Origin of the sequence: Azospirillum sp. A29, assembly GCF_042604625.1 — a bacterium.
GTDB classification, from domain to species: domain Bacteria; phylum Pseudomonadota; class Alphaproteobacteria; order Azospirillales; family Azospirillaceae; genus Azospirillum; species Azospirillum palustre.
This window is the reverse complement of sequence record NZ_CP170460.1, coordinates 287,486-304,675: the sequence shown is the minus strand read 5'-3', so window position 1 is coordinate 304,675 and position 17,190 is coordinate 287,486. Positions and strand designations below refer to the sequence as shown.

At 68.8% G+C, this 17,190-nt stretch carries 18 protein-coding genes; 3 read left to right on the top strand and 15 right to left on the bottom strand.

All coding sequences use genetic code 11. The features are described from left to right. Positions 1-33 precede the first annotated feature (33 nt). Genes ABNQ38_RS01285 through ABNQ38_RS01275 form a run of 3 tightly spaced genes read left to right on the top strand, consistent with a single transcriptional unit; the run spans position 34 to position 2,860 of the window. Entirely contained in the window at positions 34-1,347 is a 1,314-nt protein-coding gene (locus tag ABNQ38_RS01285) for an NAD(P)/FAD-dependent oxidoreductase (protein ID WP_377805294.1), read from the top strand. Next, positions 1,296-2,078 carry a lysophospholipid acyltransferase family protein gene (locus ABNQ38_RS01280; protein WP_377805293.1) on the top strand — a complete coding sequence of 261 codons (783 nt, stop codon included), beginning with the start codon at positions 1,296-1,298 and terminating at the stop codon, positions 2,076-2,078. The genes ABNQ38_RS01285 and ABNQ38_RS01280 overlap by 52 nt, the downstream gene beginning before the upstream one ends. Continuing rightward, complete coding sequence (locus ABNQ38_RS01275; RefSeq protein WP_377805292.1) at positions 2,075-2,860, top strand: glycosyltransferase family 2 protein; 786 nt, start codon at positions 2,075-2,077, stop codon at positions 2,858-2,860. Before ABNQ38_RS01280 ends, ABNQ38_RS01275 begins: the two co-directional genes overlap by 4 nt. On the opposite strand, the gene fabG is transcribed toward ABNQ38_RS01275, so the two are convergent. From fabG to ABNQ38_RS01200, 15 genes are all read right to left on the bottom strand, one after another. Continuing rightward, entirely contained in the window at positions 2,841-3,560 is a 720-nt protein-coding gene (gene fabG, locus ABNQ38_RS01270) for a 3-oxoacyl-ACP reductase FabG (protein WP_377805291.1), read from the bottom strand. The genes ABNQ38_RS01275 and fabG overlap by 20 nt on opposite strands. Next, the gene (locus ABNQ38_RS01265; RefSeq protein ID WP_377805290.1) at positions 3,557-4,006 is read right to left on the bottom strand and encodes a hypothetical protein; all 450 of its coding nucleotides are present in this window, start codon (positions 4,004-4,006) and stop codon (positions 3,557-3,559) included. The genes fabG and ABNQ38_RS01265 overlap by 4 nt, the downstream gene beginning before the upstream one ends. Then, positions 3,997-4,809, bottom strand: coding sequence for a beta-ketoacyl synthase chain length factor (locus ABNQ38_RS01260; RefSeq protein ID WP_377805289.1), 813 nt, complete (start codon positions 4,807-4,809; stop codon positions 3,997-3,999). The genes ABNQ38_RS01265 and ABNQ38_RS01260 overlap by 10 nt, the downstream gene beginning before the upstream one ends. Next, entirely contained in the window at positions 4,809-6,002 is a 1,194-nt protein-coding gene (locus ABNQ38_RS01255; protein ID WP_377805288.1) for a beta-ketoacyl-[acyl-carrier-protein] synthase family protein, read from the bottom strand. The genes ABNQ38_RS01260 and ABNQ38_RS01255 overlap by 1 nt, the downstream gene beginning before the upstream one ends. A 10-nt stretch (positions 6,003-6,012) precedes the next feature. Further along, positions 6,013-6,822, bottom strand: coding sequence for a class I SAM-dependent DNA methyltransferase (locus tag ABNQ38_RS01250; RefSeq protein ID WP_377805287.1), 810 nt, complete (start codon positions 6,820-6,822; stop codon positions 6,013-6,015). Then, entirely contained in the window at positions 6,815-7,624 is an 810-nt protein-coding gene (locus ABNQ38_RS01245; RefSeq protein WP_377805286.1) for a polysaccharide deacetylase family protein, read from the bottom strand. The genes ABNQ38_RS01250 and ABNQ38_RS01245 overlap by 8 nt, the downstream gene beginning before the upstream one ends. Further along, entirely contained in the window at positions 7,617-9,977 is a 2,361-nt protein-coding gene (locus tag ABNQ38_RS01240) for an MMPL family transporter (protein WP_377805285.1), read from the bottom strand. The genes ABNQ38_RS01245 and ABNQ38_RS01240 overlap by 8 nt, the downstream gene beginning before the upstream one ends. Then, entirely contained in the window at positions 9,974-10,579 is a 606-nt protein-coding gene (locus ABNQ38_RS01235) for a LolA-related protein (protein WP_377805284.1), read from the bottom strand. The genes ABNQ38_RS01240 and ABNQ38_RS01235 overlap by 4 nt, the downstream gene beginning before the upstream one ends. Continuing rightward, complete coding sequence (locus tag ABNQ38_RS01230; protein WP_377805283.1) at positions 10,563-11,540, bottom strand: hypothetical protein; 978 nt, start codon at positions 11,538-11,540, stop codon at positions 10,563-10,565. Before ABNQ38_RS01230 ends, ABNQ38_RS01235 begins: the two co-directional genes overlap by 17 nt. Further along, on the bottom strand, positions 11,537-11,872 hold the full coding sequence (locus ABNQ38_RS01225) for a hypothetical protein (RefSeq protein WP_377805282.1): 336 nt from the start codon (positions 11,870-11,872) through the stop codon (positions 11,537-11,539). The genes ABNQ38_RS01230 and ABNQ38_RS01225 overlap by 4 nt, the downstream gene beginning before the upstream one ends. Before the next feature lie 12 nt (positions 11,873-11,884). Continuing rightward, on the bottom strand, positions 11,885-13,258 hold the full coding sequence (locus ABNQ38_RS01220) for an AMP-binding protein (RefSeq protein WP_377805280.1): 1,374 nt from the start codon (positions 13,256-13,258) through the stop codon (positions 11,885-11,887). Positions 13,259-13,268: 10 nt separating this feature from the next. Further along, the gene (locus tag ABNQ38_RS01215; protein WP_377805279.1) at positions 13,269-13,913 is read right to left on the bottom strand and encodes a hypothetical protein; all 645 of its coding nucleotides are present in this window, start codon (positions 13,911-13,913) and stop codon (positions 13,269-13,271) included. Then, entirely contained in the window at positions 13,913-14,188 is a 276-nt protein-coding gene (locus tag ABNQ38_RS01210) for a phosphopantetheine-binding protein (protein ID WP_377805278.1), read from the bottom strand. The genes ABNQ38_RS01215 and ABNQ38_RS01210 overlap by 1 nt, the downstream gene beginning before the upstream one ends. Positions 14,189-14,620: 432 nt before the next feature. After that, positions 14,621-15,595: a carbohydrate kinase gene (locus ABNQ38_RS01205; protein WP_377805277.1), complete on the bottom strand. Its 975-nt coding sequence runs from the start codon at positions 15,593-15,595 to the stop codon at positions 14,621-14,623. 14 nt (positions 15,596-15,609) lie between these two features. After that, positions 15,610-17,085 (bottom strand): mannitol dehydrogenase family protein, encoded by a 1,476-nt coding sequence (locus tag ABNQ38_RS01200; RefSeq protein ID WP_377805275.1) that lies wholly within the window; start codon positions 17,083-17,085, stop codon positions 15,610-15,612. Positions 17,086-17,190: the final 105 nt, after the last annotated feature.

The following is a 17,190-nucleotide window of genomic DNA, read 5'->3' as shown; positions in this document are numbered from 1 at the left end:
CAAAGCGGGACAAGCGGGAGAGCGGCAAAGCCCATGGTGTCGAACGGTTCCGATTACGATTGCGATGTCCTGGTGGTGGGTGGCGGACCGGCCGGTTCGTCCGCCGCGGCTCTGTTGGCCGGGAAAGGCCATCGGGTGGTTCTGCTGGAAAAGGACCATCACCCGCGGTTCCACATCGGCGAATCCCTTCTTCCCTGCAACCTGCCTCTGCTGGAACGGCTGGGCGTGCTGGAGGAGGTGGAGCGGATCGGCATGCTGAAATATGGGGCGGAATTCGTTTCGCCTTATCATGGCAAGGCCGTCACCTTCGACTTCGCCAATGCCTGGGACAAGACCAAGCCCTATGCCTTTCAGGTCCGGCGGTCGGAATTCGACCATATCCTGATCCGCAATGCCGCGGCGAAGGGGGCGACGGTCATCGAAGGCTGCAAGGTGACGGATGTCGACATTCGGGGAACGGACGGCAGCAACGTCACCGCCCGGCAGGAGGACGGCACGACCCGCACCCTGCGCACGCGCTTTCTGGTCGATGCTTCGGGCCGCGACACGCTGCTGGCATCCCGCTTCGGCATCAAGCGGCGCAACGCCAAGCACAACAGTGCGGCGATGTTCGGCCATTTCACCGGCGCCAAGCGGCTGCTGGGCAAGGCCGAAGGCAACATCACCGTCTTCTGGTTCGACCATGGCTGGTTCTGGTTCATCCCGCTTGCGGACGGCACCACAAGTGTCGGGGCGGTCTGCTGGCCCTATTACTTCAAGACGCGCAAGACCGACCAGACCCGCTTCTTCCTCGACACCATCGCCCTGTGCCCGGCGCTGGCGGAGCGGCTGGAAGGGGCGGAACTGACCGGACCGGTGACGGGGACCGGCAACTTCTCCTATCAGGCCGACCGCATGTCGGGCCCCGGCTATGTCATGCTGGGCGATGCCTTCGCCTTCATCGATCCGGTTTTTTCCACCGGCGTCTATCTGGCGATGACCAGCGCCTTCGAAGGGGCCGAGGCGGTCGACGCCTGTCTGCGCGAACCGGCCCGCCAGGAACAGGTGCTGAAGCGTTTCGAGCAGACCGTCCGTCAGGGCATCGGCACCTTCTCATGGTACATCTACCGGGTGACGACGCCGGCCCTGCGCAACCTGTTCATGGGACCACGCAATGTCTTCCGGGTGGAGGAGGCGTTGCTTTCGCTTCTGGCCGGCGACGTCTTCCGCCCGTCGCCGATCAAGGCGCGGCTGAAGATATTCAAGGCGATCTACTACATGAACGCCCTGCTGGACTTGAAAAGGAACTACATGGCATGGCGGAAACGGCGGCAGAACGTGCGCACCCCCGTGGGCGACGCGGTCTAGGCATTCTCGGCGCGGTCCGGCGGGCCTGGGACTATCCCCTGTTCTACGGCCTGCTGTTCCTGTTCGGCCTGATGTCGCTGGCCTGGAGCCTGACGGCGGCGCTGCTCAACCCGCTTCTGCCGCGGCGGATCGCCGGTCCGCTCGGGCGGCAGGCGATCAGGACGGGATTCGGCCTCTATCTGGACACGCTGCGGGCCTGCGGGGTGCTGAGGACCGACCTGTCGGCGCTGGATTCGCTGAAGGACGACGGCGGCCTGCTGATCTGCCCGAACCATCCGTCGATCCTGGATGCCGTGCTGCTGATCTCGCGGATGCCGGACCTCGTCTGCATCGCCAAGGCCCCGGTTTACGACAACCTCCTCTTCGGCGGCGGGGCGCGGATGGCCGGTTACATCCGCAACGATGCGCCCAACTCGCTGATCAAGATGGCGGCGCAGCGTGTGCGCGCCGGCCATCAACTGCTGATCTTCCCCGAAGGCACGCGGACCGAGCGGCCGCCGGTCAACCCGCTGAAGGGCGGCTTCGCGCTGATCGCCAAAACGGCGGGCGTGCCGGTGCAGACCGTGTTCATCGAGGCCAACACCAACTTCCTCGGCAAGGGCTGGCCGTTGTTCCGCAAGCCGGAGTTCCCCCTGGTCTACACCGTCCGCCTCGGCCGCCGTTTCGATCCGCCGATCGATGTGCGCGGGCTGGTCGGGGATGTGGAACGCCATTACAGGGCAGAGCTTTGATCACCGACGCCTCCACCAGCCATCTTGTCCTGATCCCCAGCTACAACACCGGGCCGAAGCTGTTCGAAACGGTGCGGGCGGCCCGCGCGCATTGGGCGCCGGTCTGGGTCGTCATCGACGGCAGCACCGACGGCACGGGCGAGAAGTTGCGGGCGATGGCGGAGGACGATCCGCACCTGCGCGTGCTGGAACTGCCGGTCAACCGCGGCAAGGGTGCCGCCGTGCTGCACGGGCTGGAGGAGGCGGAGCGCAGCGGCTTCACCCATGCGCTGACCATGGATGCCGACGGCCAGCACCCGGCCGACCGCATTCCGCAGTTCCAGGGCGTGTCGCTGGCAAACCCCGATGCGCTGGTGCTGGGCAGGCCGGTGTTCGACGCCGGGGCGCCGCGGCTGCGCGTCGGCGGTCGCAAAGTCTCCAACTGGTGGGCCAATCTGGAGACGCTGTGGGGTGGGATCGGCGACTCCCTGTTCGGCTTCCGGGTTTACCCGATCAAGCCGCTGCGCGCGGTGATGCGGCGCAATCCGTGGATGCGCCGCTTCGACTTCGATCCGGAGGCGGCCGTGCGGCTGTGCTGGGCCAACCTGCCGATCCTCAACGTCCCGGCCCCCGTCCGCTATTTCAAGGCGGAGGAGGGCGGCGTTTCCCACTTCAAGTATGTCCGCGACAATGCCCTGCTGACCTGGATGCACACGCGGTTGATGCTGGGCTTCGTCGGCCGGCTGCCGATGCTGGCGGTCCGGCGGGTGCGGTCCCGGCAGATCAGATCATTCCTCCGTTGATCGACACGATCTGGCCGGAGATGTAGGCGGCGCGGTCGGAGGCCAGGAAGGCCACGAGGTCGGCCACCTCCTCCGGCCGGCCGGCGCGCTTCATCGGCACCATCCGCTTGACCATCTCGGCATCAAAGGCGGCGTCGGCCATGGGCGAGGCGATGATGCCCGGCGCCACCGCGTTGACGGTGATGCCGCGTGGCGCCAGTTCCAGCGCCAGCGACCTGGTCGCACCATGCAGACCGGCTTTGGCGGCGGCATAGTTGGTCTGGCCGCGGTTGCCGGCGATGGCCGCCACCGACGACACCGAGACGATCCGGCCCCAGCGCATGCCGATCATCGGCATCAGCAGCGGTTGCGTCACGTTGAAGAAGCCGTTCAGCGACACGTCGATGACGCGGCCCCACTGTTCCCGCCGCATCGCCGGCATCACCGCGTCATCGTGAATGCCGGCATTGTTGACCAGGATCTGAACAGGTCCCGATTCCAGAACCCGCTCCAGCGCCTCGGCGGTCGCTTCGGCATTGGTCACGTCGAAGGCCACCGCTTCCGCCGATCCGCCGGACGTGGCGATCTCCGCCGCCAGCGCTTCGGCGCGAGCGATGGAACCGTTGGCGTGGACCAGCACATGATTGCCGCCGGCGGCCAGCGCCTTGCAGATCGCGGCGCCCAGCGCCCCACTGCCGCCCGTGACGAGTGCGCGTTTCATGCCGCCCCCAAATCCGTGACGCCGGCGTCGATCACCACAGCCGCCCGGCCGCTCAGCAACTCGCGGTCGCCGGCCGTGATGGAGAAGGCGTAGATCACGCGGCTGCCCTCGCCGGTCAGGTTCTCGGCGTCGATGACCAGATCCTCCGCAATGTCGTCGAGCCGCGCGACCTGACAGGACAGGTCGCGCAGGCTGGCGAGGTAGCCCGCGGCGGGGCGCCCGCCGTCGGCGGTCAGCCCGCCATGCACCGCCATCGCCTGGGACGCGTATTCGACTCCGCACAGCGCGGCGAGCCGCCCGGCGTGGCGCAGCGGGTTGTCGGCGGCACGGTGGCTGCGGGCGATGCAGCGGATGCGGCTGCGGTCCCAGGACAGCACGCCGTCGAGCAGGCACATGGTCCCGGCATGCGGGATCAGGGCGGCAAGCTCATCGTGCGTCATCGGCATGGCGCGCCCACCCGGATCACTACCCGTCCGCCCGGCGGCAGGTCGAGCACGACCGCTTCCGGCGCGCCGCCTGCACCGACCCGCGCAAGGGCGGCCAGCAGCGGCAGGGAGCGGGCTGTCGGATTGCCTGTGCGCAGTGCCTCCAGGCCGATGTCGACCATGCGGTTGACCGGCTCGTCCCTGCGCGACAGCTCGATGTCCAGGCTGGCAAGGCAACGCCCGGTCGGTTGCGGCGTCAGGACCAGAGCCATGCCGAAGGCCCCGGCGATGGGTCGGACCTTGTTCAGCGGCTCCGGATAGGGGAGGTCGTAGGCGATCAGCGCGACGGTCCAGCCATCCGCCGAAACCTCCGCCGCCGCTTCCAGCAAGCCGGTCTGGAAACTTTCGTCATGGGCGGACAGGCTGGTGGAGGGCTCGCGGCAGCGGGTGGCGATGCTCCAGTAGCCGGCCGGCGCATTGTGGACGGAGTTGTGGAAGCGCGTCGGCGAGATGTCGCGCTCCTCCGACGCCAGGGAGTCCAGAATCTGGTGCAGCGTGTCGGGATCGCCGCTGGAGGAGGTGAAAACGGTGGCGACGGTGGCTGCATCTCGTCCGGCCTGCGCCAGCGCCTCGGCCCCCACCGCCATGGCGAGCTTCACCGTCGGCACGCTGCGGCGCCGTTCGGCGGGCGGCAGGAGCGGGCTGGCGGTCAGCACGGCTGGCGCGGCCACATAGGCAGCCTCGCCCGTCAGGATCGCGCGCGACTGCTCCCAGCCGGGAAGTCCCGGACCGAGCAGGCCGATCCCCTCGACATAGGCGCGCATCAGGCCGCCCACCCGAAGATCAGGCTGCTGTTGCTGCCGCCGAAGCCAAAGGAGTTGGTCATCACGCGGTCCAGCCGGCCTTTTTCGTTGGCCTGTAGATAGCGGCTGCGCAGGACAGGGTCGAGGGTCAGGGTCTGCGGGCTGCCGGGGAGCAATCCGGTGCGGAGTGCCAGCACGCTGATGATCGCCTCGACGATGCCGGCGGCACCCAGCATGTGGCCGGTGTAGCCCTTGGTCGAGCTGACCGGGGTGCAGGTGCCGAGCAGGCCGGTGATCGCCTGATCCTCCGCCGCGTCGCCATAGGTGGTGGCGGTGCCGTGCAGGTTGACATAGTCGATGTCTGCCGGGCGCAGGCCGGCGCTGGTCAGCGCCCGCTCCATCGCCAGCCGGGCGCCCAGCCCTTCCGGATGGGGGGTCGACATGTGGTGCGCATCGTTGCTTTCGCCGGTGCCCAGCAGGTGGATGGTGCCGGGGGTGGGTTTGGCGGCGGCTCGCTCCAGCAGGGCGAAGCCGGCGGCCTCGCCCAGCGAGACACCGCTGCGGTCCGCATCGAACGGCCGGCAGGGGGCGGGGGAAACCAGTTCCAGCGAGTGGAAGCCGTAGAGCGTCGTCAGGCACAGGCTGTCGGCACCGCCGACCACCGCCGCATCGCACAGGCCGGCAGCGATCATGCGGGCGGCGTTGGCGAAAACCTTCGATGTGGTGGCACAGGCGGAGGAAACCACGAAGGCCGGTCCCGTCAACCCCAGGCGCAGGCGGACGAAATCGGCCAGCGAACCGGTGCTGTGGGTGGTGGCAAAGCTGAAGGCAGATGGCAGGGCTCCGGTCTGCGGATCGCGCGCCCGGAAGGCCAGTTCGGCCGACAGGATGCCGGAGGTGCTGGTGCCCAGGAAGACGCCGATCCGGTCGGCGCCATAGCGCTCGCGGGCGTCGGCGACAGCCGCGGCGAAACCGTCGGTATGCAGAGCCATCTCGGCAAGCCGGTTGTTGCGGCAGTCGAAATCGGCAAGATCGTCCGGAATGCGGGTGTCTTCCACCCCCGCCACCTCGCCGATGTGCGTGTCCAGTGTAGCCGTCTCGAACCTACAAGGTTTCAGGCCACCCCGGCCGGTGAGCAGAGCATCCAGGGTTGCATCCTGGCCAGCGCCAAGGCTGCTGACGATGCTCATATGGCTTAGGGAAAGTGGCTGCACGATAGACTTCTTATGAATTTTGGACGGTGTTGGTGGTCGGTTGCGGTTTCATTGCCGATGGAATGCTAACACCGGCAGAATCATACAAGGAAGGGCAAATTTGGACTGAGGCTTTGCTTTGCCGGGCTATGAACAAGGTGTTGGCAAAGGGTGTTCCCTGGCTCATCGGTCGAGCCTCGGTTGCGAATCCAAGGCTGTTCAGCAGGTCCGACCACTCCGCCGCCGGGCGGTAGGTCAGAGGCTGGCGCCAGCGGCCCCGTGCGGCGCAGGCGATTTGTTCGGCCCAGCGGGTGATCCGGAACGGCAGTCCGCCGCCGGCGTCGGCTTCCCGCAGGATCAGAACCCCGCCTGGGTTCAGCGCCTGGGCGCAACGGGCCAGCACTGCCGCCTGTTCCTCACGGTGGAGATAGAGCAGCACGTCCAGGATGACGATGGCATCGCAGCGGGGCAGGTCGGTGTCGCGGATGTCGCCCTGGGTGACGGCGTCGTCGCCCAACGCCGCCCTGGCGATCCGCACCCGCTTGGGCGACAGTTCGACGCCCCTGGTGGCGAGGGCAGCCGGTGGAGCAGGCCACTCCGCCGGCCATTCGCCGCCGGCATGCTGGTCGGCGGCGGCGCGCAGCAATGCCGTCAGCACCCCCTGGCCGCAGCCGAGGTCGAGCAGACGCCCGCGGGGGGGCAGCAGCGGGTGACGCAACAGGTGACGGAAGACGGGGTCGCCGGCCAGCTTGCCCTTGGCGAAATGCCAGGCATGGCGGCCACAGGGGCGATAGGGGCGGGCGGCGGCGGCGACCAGTTCGCGGAAGACGGCGTCAGTCATCGGCCACCACCTCCAGCGAAACCGCCGTCAACCCGCGGACGGCCAGGGTATCGAGCAGGCGCGGCAGCACGGTTAGCACCACGGGCCGTCCATCGCCATCGCGGGCGGCGGAGCCGTCGTGGAGCATCAACAGGTCACCGGCGGCGAGACCGTGGGTCAAACGCCGCTCCACCGCCAAAGGATCGCGCCGAACCGCGTCGTAGCCGCGCCGGGTCCAGGTCGCCAGATGCAGGCCAAGACCGGCGAGCACGGGGTCGAGCAGGGGATTGCGCAGGCCGGCGGGCGGCTTGAAGAAGCGCGGCGGGCAGCCGGCGAGAGCGGTCAGGATCTGTTGCGCTTCCCCCACCTCGCGGCGGATGGCGCCGATGCCCATGGCGGCGAAGCGGTGGGAATGGTGCCAGCTGTGGTTCTCCACCGTATGGCCGCGGCGGACGATGGCCTCGATCAGGCCGGGATGGCGGGCGGCGTGGGCGGCAATGCAGAAGAAGCTCGCCTTGGCCTTCGCGCGGTCGAGCTGGTCGAGGACGGCGGGTGTCACCGCCGGATCGGGGCCGTCGTCGAAGCAGAGCCCGACCTGCCCGAGCCGGGCATTCTCTGTCGGCAGGCGGCGCAGGTTGGGGCCGAGCAGGCTGCTGCGCGGCCAAAGCCCGATGGCGCCGAGCAGAGCATGGTTTCCCATCAGCGCAGCCAGCGCCCAGGGCCAGGCCGCGGGCACCACCGCCACACCGGCCGCAGCGGCGACATGCAGGGCGGCCGACGCACGCAGCACTGGCGGCGGGGTCCAGCGCCGAGGCTTAGCCATGGCCGGCATCCTCCGGTTCGGCAGGCTGTTGGCGGCCGAGAACCGCAGCGAAGGCAAGGCAGAGGAAGGCGCCGATGGCCACGGTCATGCCGATGCCGTGCAGAACCGGGATGCTGGAAAAGGCCAGCGTGCCGAAGCCGATGACGGTGCAGAGATTGGCGATGACGACGGAGGCGACGGTGCGCTCGCGCAAGGCAGGCGAAGGCTCCGGCCGCTCGAACAGCAGGGAGTAGTTGGAGCCGACACCGACCACCAGCAGCAGCCCCACCAGATGGAAGATCGTCAGCGTCTGGCCCAGGGCGGTCACCAGCGCCATGGTGATCACCACTGCGGCCGCCAGCGGCATCACCGCCGCGACCAGCGAGCGGACTGACCGCAAGGCAAGGGCGAGCAGCAGCGTGATGGCGACGGCTCCCAGCAGGGCGAGCGTCAGCGCCTCCTGCCGGTAGGTGCGATAAAGGCTGTCGGACTCCTCCTTCAGGTTCAGCAGGGTGGCGCCTCGTGCCGCAGGATCGCCGGCCAGCCGGGCGGCAAGCGCCTGCGGGTCGGTCACGCCGCGCAGGGGCAGCATGGCGGTCCAGCCGGTGCCGCTGCGGACCAGCAGCGAATCGACTTTCAGCTTGAGGCTGGTGCCGTCCAGGCTGGCCGGGGTCAGCAGCGGCATGGTCCGGGCCTTCTCCGCGTCGGCCAGGAACGGAGCGAAGGCGTCAGGTCGGAACGGTAGTCCTTGCAGCGCCTCGGTCAGCGATGCACGCAATCGGTCGGGTGGAGGCAGGGCATCCTGCCGGGCACGCTGGGCGGCTTGGCTCGGCAGGGTATGGGCGGGGGAGTCATAGCCGGCGATCAGGCGGTCGCGGGTCAGCGTCTCCAGCGGCACGGCCAGCCGTTCGGCGGCGGCGAGCGCCTCCTCTACCGTGGCGGCGCCGGTCACCAGCAGATGGCCGGCGTCGGGGGCGCCGAGGTCGCGGCGCAGCGCCTCGTCCAGCCGCTGCTCGGCCTCCGTCACCGGGCTGAGGCTGGACAGCTCTGCCGACCAGATGGCCGGGCCCAGATAGGCCAGCCATGCCAGGGACAGCAGCGTCGCCGCGGCCAGCGGCAGGCGCAGGGCGGGAGCGCCGCGGGTCAGGGCGGTCAGAACCGGCGCCAGCCGCGCCGGTCGTTCGGTCGCATAGCCGTCCGGCAATAGGGACGGCAGCACCCAACGGGTGACGGCCAGCGCCACAACCAGCCCGGTGATGGAAAACAGGCCCAACTGCGCCAATCCGCTGAAACTGGAGAACAGCATCGTGCCGAACCCGACGACCGAGGTCGCCATGCCCAGCAGCACAGTCGGCCAGATGCGCCGAAGGGTGCGGTGCGCCGGGCTTCCCGGCTGCGTCTGGGTGAACAGGTAGATGGCGTAATCGACGCTCTCGCCCAGCAGGGTGACGCCGAAGCCCAGCGTGATGCCATGCACCGTGCCGAAGCCAAGCCCGACCGCCGCGATGCCGGCCAGCGTTCCGGTCGCCGCCGGCAGCAGCGACAGGGCGAGCACGCGCAAGGAGCGGTAGACCAGCAGCAGAATGCCGGCCACCAGAGCGGTGGCGACGATGGAGGACAGGGTGGCATCCGCCTCGATGCGGTCGCGGGTCTGGACCGAGAAGACCGCCGGTCCGGTCATCGCCAGTTGGGCGGAGCCGGCCGTTCCGCGTGCCTCGTCGAAGGCGCCCCGAATCAGATCCAGCGTCTTCTGCTGGGCGTCCATGTCGAAACCCGGGGCGGCGGTCTGGACCAGCAGCAGCGCCCGCGCCCCGTCGGCCGAGACCCAAACGCCGTCGCGGCTGGCCGGGCCGGCGGTGTCGCCCAGCATCCGGTCGGTCAGGCGCAGGATCTCGGCGGTGGGGTCGGCGGGCAGGGCCTGCTTCAGGGCCATGCCCGCCGGCGACTGGAGAAGGCGGAGGTCGTTCTGCAAGGCTGCCTGCAGCCCCTCAACCGTGAAGCGGTCGGGGGTGACGCCGGGGCTCAGCAGATAGCGGTTGGTCCAGAGATAGGCGCCGTCGGCACTGCGCCCCGTCCGCTCGCCATTCTCCACCGCGGCGACCAGCGGATTGCCGCGCAGCCGGGCGGCGAGCGCACGGCTGAGGCCGGTCAGGCGATCCGGTGCGTCGCCCTCGACGGCAACCAGGATCAGGCGCGAAACGACGCCGTCGCGCAGCTGGTCGACCAGCAGCTGCTGGGTGGCCGAGGGCGAGCGGGGCAGGAAGGCGGAGAGGTCGGCGGTGACGGAGGTGCGCGCCACCAGCAGGCCGCAGACAACCAGCCCGGCCAGCCACAGCACGATGTTCCACCCGCCCCGTCTCGCCGCAGCGGTCATGCCGGGTCAGGCTGGATGGTCATGACGGAGCGGTCGCCGTCGGCCTGGAGAAGCTCGATCCGGCGGATGCTGGCGTCGCGGCCGGCGATGTCGATGCGCTGGACAATCCTGCGCGCCTCTTCCGCCCGCGGCGTCAGCTGCATGCGCCAGTCCTGCAACGTGCCTTCCAGAACCACCTCGTAGAAGCGCATGACGGTCGGCACGTCGCCGCGCAGGGTGGAGCGGATGCTCTCCACATAGGTCTGGATTTCCGGCATCGATGAGACCGACAGCGTGCGAGAGGCACCGTCGGCCTGGGTCAGCGTCAGCCGGTCGCCGTCCAGCCGCAGGCTTTCGGCTTGCGGTTGCAGGGTGCGCTTTTCCAGAAAGTCGGGGCGGCGGTAGGTCAGTGTGCCGCTGCTCTCCAGCGGTGCCGTCAGCAGGCCGACCTCGCGGGTTTCCGTGAAGCGGGCGCTGGAACTGCCGACCTGCTTGAGGCGGGCGAACAGATCCTCCAGCCCCCAGGGCTCGGCCGCCAGCGACGGCGTGGCGGCGCCGGCCAGCAGGAGGGTCGCCAGAGCCGCCAGGATCGGGCGGCGGGCCGGTCTATTTCCAGAAATCATAGAAATTGAACCAGTTGTAGGGGGAGGACAGGGCGTAATGCTCCAGCCGGTCGGCGAAGCGCCCGGCCGCCCAGCGCACGAGGCCCGACCGCTCCTGAACGGGCCAGTCCTGCTTCTTCAGGTCGGAGAAGTCGGCGATGCGCTCGAAATGGACGTCGTAGCGCCGCCCGCCCTGATAGATGCCGACCATCAGCACCACCGGCCGCTTCAGCATCGCCGCCAACTGGAAGGGGCCGAGCGCGAAGCCGGCGGGCTGGCCGAGGAAGGGCAGGCGGACCTCCACTTCTCCATCGAGGGTGCGGTCGGCGAGCATGCCGACGAAATGGCCCTGGTCCAGCCTTTCGCGCACGCGCAGCATCGAATCCGGGCGGCCCAGCGCGATCACCTCCATCGACAGCAGCGGGTTGATGGCGTTGAGGACCGAGTTGATCTTGCGGGCGTTCTCCTCATACATCACCAGACTGACGCGCAGGTCGTGCTGGCGGTGGCCCAGCATGCGGATCGCCTCGAAGCTGCCCATATGAGCGCCGATCAGCAGGCAACCCTCCCCCCGCTGCATCAGGTCGATGACGATGTCCTCGCCATGGACGCGGACGTCGAAATCGTCGGACTGGTCGTTCAGGAAGAAGACGCGGTCGAGCAGGCAGGCGGCGAAGACGTGATAGTGGCGGAACAGGTCGCCGAATCCCGGCGGGTGGCCCAGCGCCTTCGACAGGAACAGCGCCGATGCCCGGCGCGGCTTGCGCGAGAACAGGACGAAATAGAGGCAGATCGGATAGAGCAGCAGCCGTGCCGCCCGCCGGCCGAGCCGCAGGGCGACCCAGACGATGAATTTGATGGCGGCGGTCGTGCTGCGCTCCGGCCGGTTCATCCATTCCCGGCGACGGCGCCGCGGTGACGGCGGAGCGATGGGGGAGGACGCGGCGTCGGCCGTCCGCTTGGCGCGCAGGGGAAGCTTCATCGGGTCACGCTGCCGGCCATGAAGGGGCCGGCCATGAGGGCGCCGGTCATCACCGGACGGCCGGCCACGCTGCCGGTGAAGGCGATGCCGCCGGCAGGGGTGGCCTGCCATTCGACCTGCATGCGGTCGCCGGGGCGGACCGGGTGCAGAAACTTGGCGGAGCGCAGGTGGCAGGGGCCGAGGCTGGGTCCGGGGACCGACCCTTCGGCCGCGGCGATGGCGGTGAGGGCGGTGTCGAGCAGGACCGCGCCCGGAATGATCGGGTTGCCGGGGAAATGGCCGGCGGCGGTGGGATGGTCGGCGGGGAACTGAATGTCGGTCTGGTTCGGCACGGGAGGCGGCACCTAGTCGCGCTGGCTGTTGTCGAGCATCCGCAGCAGAGCCTCGCGCGGCAGCTTGCCGGTCGGGTTGCGCGGCAGTGCTTCGACGAAGCGCAGGGGACGCGGCAGGAAGACCGGGTCGATCCGCTCGCGCAGGCGGGCCAGCAGCGTTTCTGCGGTCAGGCCGGGCGCCACCACCAGGGCGGCGAGGCGGGTGGTTCCGCTCTCCCCCTCCTGCGGCATGAAGAAGACGCCGTCCTTCACGCCCTCCACCGAATTCAGATGGTGGTTCAGGAAGGCGAGCGAACTGCGCTTGCCGGCGATGTTGACCTGATCGGCGGAGCGCCCGTGCAGGATGAAGCGGGTGTCGCTCTTCAGCTCGATCACGTCGGCCAGCAGGGTCTCGCCGTCGAGGAAGTCGCCGGATGCCCAGGTACCCTGCTCGTCCTGGCGCAGCCGGATGCCGTCGATGCACAGCCACTCCGCCGTGGCGCTGGTGCGGCGGACGGCGAGCTGGCCGGTTTCCGAACAGCCGTAGATCTCGTGCAGCGGGGCGCTCAGCTTCGCCTCCGCGTCGATAGCGAGCTGCGGGGCGAGCGGGGCGGTGGCGCAGAGGATGAAGTCGAGCGGCAGCAGCTTGGTGCCGTCGGCCAGCAGGGCCTGGAGATGCACCGGCGTGGTCACCAGCATGCGGCGGCCGGGCAGATCGGCGAGGCAGGCGGCGATGTCGGCAGGGAAGAGCGGACGGCTGCCGTGCAGGACCAGACCGTGCTGGAGCGCCAGCAGGATGACCGATTCAAGGCCGTACATGTGCTGGTGCGGCACGGTGCCCACGAGTCCACAGGTGGAATGGCCGGCAGGGCCGAGGCCGGCGATCCCAAGCGCGGTGCCGGCGCCATGGACGCTGCGGACCAGGGTACCCCAGCTTTTCACCTGCGGCATCGGCCGGCCGGTGGAGCCGGAGGTGAAGGCGATGGCGGCCACCTGATCTGCCGGGAAGGCGATGTCGGCATCGAAGGGCGAGCCGCTCAGGCTGTCGAGGCCATCGGCAGGAAGCGCCGCGACGCAGGTCATGCCGGGATAGTGCGCCCCGGCATCGGTCAGGCAGATCAGGCCGGGATAGCTCTCGTCGAGCTGGCGCAGCGTCGCCGGCGTGTCGTTGGGGGGATGCAGGCTGATCTGCCGGCGCAGCAGGGCGGCACCGAGGGCAACGGCGAAGCCCAGCCGGTCGCCGCACAGGTTCAGCAGATAGGCGCCGTCCGGCAGGCGGCGGGCCAGATCGCGCACGGCGGCGAGGTAGCTGCGCACCGTCACCGGCTTGCCGTCATGCCAGGCGAACAGGTCGTCGGGACTGCCATGGCGCAGCAGCGGCAGGCGGGTGGTGGACAGCATCGTCATTGCGAAACCATCATGGATTTGGCCGCTTCGAAAAGACGCGGACGACGTCGGCGATGGAGCCGTGGGAGTGGTTCCAGAACTTGCGCAGGCGGTAGGCATATTCCGTCAGGAACATCGCGGCGACCAGCGGCAGGTCGAGGACATTGATGAAGAAGGACCAGATTGCCGGCGGCGCGACGCAGCACAGCAGGGCCGACATCGCCAGCTGACCGGCGAAGAACAGGCACCAGGCGATGGTGACGCGGCGGGTGTAGACCAGCATCTCGTCGGTCAGGCTGCCGCGGATTCGCCGCGCGATCCAGGTGATCAGCGGCTCGCGCCCGGCCAGCAAAGTGCGGCCGAACAGGACGAGCAGGCCGACATAGATCGCGGCGTGGCTGATCGCGGAAGCCGCCAGCAGCCCGTCGCGGGCGGAGCGCCAGGACAGGCCGAACAGGGCGATGGCGCCGGCCAGTGCCATCCAGCGGAAGCGCGGCGCCGCCCGGCCGATCACCAGCCCGGTCACCCCCGCCTGCACCAGCGCCAGGGCGAGAGCGGCGTCGGCATCGAGGTCGGATACGATGGCGCCATGGACCAGCAGGGGATACAGCGCGAAGAGCGACAGGCCGGCACCCACCGCGACTCCACCCCTGGTGCAGGCGGCGGCGGACGGCATCAGGCGGCTTTGAGCTGCTGGATGTGGCTGTTCAGTGTGCGCAGAGAGCTGAAGATCTTCGTGTTGTTCTCGTCGTCGGCCCGCAGCTTCACCCCGTAGGTCTTGGAGACGGCGAGCGCCACCTCCAGGATGTCGATGGAATCGAGGCCCAGCCCTTCGCCATAGAGGGGGGCGTCCGGGTCGATGTTTTCCGGGTCGGCTTCCAGGGTGAGGGTGTTCACGATCAGCGTCGCCAGATCGAGTTCGCTCGACGACAGGGCCTTCAAGTCACTCATCATGCCTCACTAAAGCAACGCCTGTTACTCCTGGGGTATTCTATCCCTTTGGATATAACCATTAGGTATAGAAAGCCGTATTGGGGCGACAGGATTCGCAATTTCAGGCGTCACGATAGCTAGGCACCCGAGGCGACGCCATCATTATTTTGGAGTGATCAGTTTGTTTTGTTAAAGATTGAGTTTCTTTGCGTCTGTGTGGGTTAGAGATAGGTTCGCGCCTGGAATGGAACGTTTGGAACGCTGTGGAACGGTTTTCGGCGTGGTGTTCAGTGTTTCATTCGGCCAAACGGAAACGCCCTCTCCCATTGCGGGAAAGGGCGTTCGGTGCAGGTGCAGATGAGAGACGCGGTGACCGGGAAAGCTTAGCTCCGGGCCGGGGCGCGGACCACCGAAAGCTTCAAAAATGAAAGCTTCAAAACATGTCCGGTTTCAGCGGTCCAGCAGCCGGTTGACCGCGGCGCGGTCGGGCAGGGAGGGGATGGCGCCGGGGGCGGTGGTGGTCAGCGCCCCGGCGGCGTTGGCGAACCGGCAGATTTCGCGCAGCCGGTCCGGGGTGAAGGCGGTCCCGGCATCTTCGAGGATGCCGGCCAGGAGAGCGGCGACGAAGGCGTCGCCGGCACCGGTGGTGTCGACGGTGGTAACGGTCATCCCCGGCACATGGCCGGACGCATCGGCGGTCAGGAAGGTGCAGCCGTTGCGGCCATGCGTCACCACCAGCAGGCGCAGGCCCGCATGCCACAGGCTGCGGCCGGCGGTGTCCGGATCGGCGCTGCCGGTCAGGAACTCCAGTTCCTCGTCGCTCAGCTTGACGATGGAGGCGGCGGCGATGCCCTGGCGGATCAGGCGTTCCGCGGTGTCGCGGTCGGGCCACAGGGCGAGGCGCAGGTTGGCGTCGAAGGACACCAGACGGCCATGGCGGCGCGCCGTCTCCACCGCCAGCAGGCTGGCCTCGCGGGCGGCCGGGTCAATCAGGCCGATGGAGCCGGAGTGCAGCAGGCGGGCCGCCGCGATGGCATCGAGATCGAGGTCGGTTGAGGAGAAGCCGGCCATCGGCTCGCCATAGAACAGGAACTCCCGCTCCCCATCCTCGTCGAGCGAGACGAAGGCAACCGGGGTCCGGGCGTCCGGCACGCGGCGCAGGTGGGACACATCGACCCCGGCATCGGCCAGCGCCCGCGCCAGGAAGCGGCCGAAGCCATCCGTCGCGGTCCGGCCCATGAAGGCGCTGCGCACTCCCAGCCGGGCCAGACCGACCGCGACATTGGCCGGCGCCCCACCCGGCGCCGGATCGAAGGCGCCGATCACTCCGGGCTGCGCCGGGCCGGCGGGCATGAAGTCGATCAGCACCTCTCCCAGGCACAGCACGTCGAGGGGTTGCGATGCGTCGGGCGGCATAGCGGTCATGGCGGGCAAGTCCTTCAGTTGGATCCGCCGGCATAGCGGGTGAGCACGGCGCGGGTGCCGTCCGTCCACAGTGCGCGCAGGGCAGCGGAGAAGGCGTCGCGGAAGATTTGCGACTTGCCAACCTCGCCGTAGATGTCCTCCTGGTCGAGCCAGGCCGTTGGTTCGGTGCGGGCCTTGGCGGCGACCTGGGTCAGGCGGTCCCAGTTGGGATCGTTCGGCTCGATCGGCTGGCCGTCGTCGGTCGTCCCGAAGCAGTAGCGGCACCACAGCGCCGATTCCAGAGCCAGCCCCTCGATGCCGGCCCCGGCCTTCAGCCGGTCGGCGATGGACGGGACGATGAATTTCGGCTGGCGGTTGGAGCCGTCGAGGCAGAGCCGGCGGATGGTGTCCTTGATCTTGGGGTTGGCGAAGCGGCGCTCGATGATGCCGAAATAGGAGTGCAGGTCGGTGCCGGGCACCGGCGGCACGGTCGGGATGATCTCCTCCCGCTCGACCTTCTGCAGGAAGGCGCGGATCAGCGGGCTTTCCATCGCCTCATGCGCGTAGGTGATGCCGAGCAGACCGGCCGGATAGGCGATCACCGCGTGGCCGCCGTTGAGGATGCGGATCTTCATCGTCTCGAAGGGCGTCACGTCGGGAACGAACTGCACGCCCACGGCCTCCAGCGCTGGACGGCCGGCGGAGAAGCGGTCCTCCAGCACCCATTGGGTGAAGTCCTCGCAGAAGACCGGCCAGTTGTCGGCGATGCCGAAATCGCGGTCGAGGGTCTCGCGCTCCTGCACGCCGGTGGCCGGCGTGATGCGGTCGACCATGCCGTTGGGGAAGGCGACTTCGGTTTCGATCCAGGCGGCGAGGTCGGCGTCGATGGCCTTGGCGATGCCCAGCACGGCGTTGCGGGTGACGATGCCGTTGTGGGGGATGTTGTCGCAGGACATGACGGTGAAAGGCACCGTGCCGTCGCTGCGTCGGCGGGCCAGACCGGCGACGATCAGGCCGAAGATTGTGGTCGGGCGGGAGGGCACGGCGATGTCGTCGCGGATCGCCGGATGGCTGGCGTCGAACCTGCCGGCGGCGTCGATGTAATAGCCGCCTTCCGTCACCGTCAGCGAGACGATGCGGATCGCCGGGTCGGCCAGCTTGGCGATGATGGCGTCGCTGTCGCCGACCGGCAGCATGCCGATCATCGCGCCGGTGACGCGGGCGAGGCTCTGCGCGCCGGATTGCTCGACCACTGTGGTCAGCCAGTCCTGGCCCTCAAGCGCGTCGCGCATGCGCTGGTCCGACGGCATCACGCCTGCGCCGAGGATCGCCCAGTCATGATCGCGGCCCTGGGCGAACAGGCTGTCGAGATAGACCGCCTGATGGGCGCGGTGGAAGTTGCCGACGCCGAAATGCAGGATCCCGGCGGACAGGGCGGAACGGTCATAAGCCGGCACCGATGCCCGCGCAGCGATGTCCGGGAGGGTGGCGGCGGAAAGGGCGATGGTCATGATGGGGGTCCTGCGGGGGATCCTCCCTCTCCCCCCCGGGGAGAGGGTCGGGGTGAGGGGGATGCATGGCGTGGATTTGGTGGGGTGCGCGGGGCGTTCGATTCT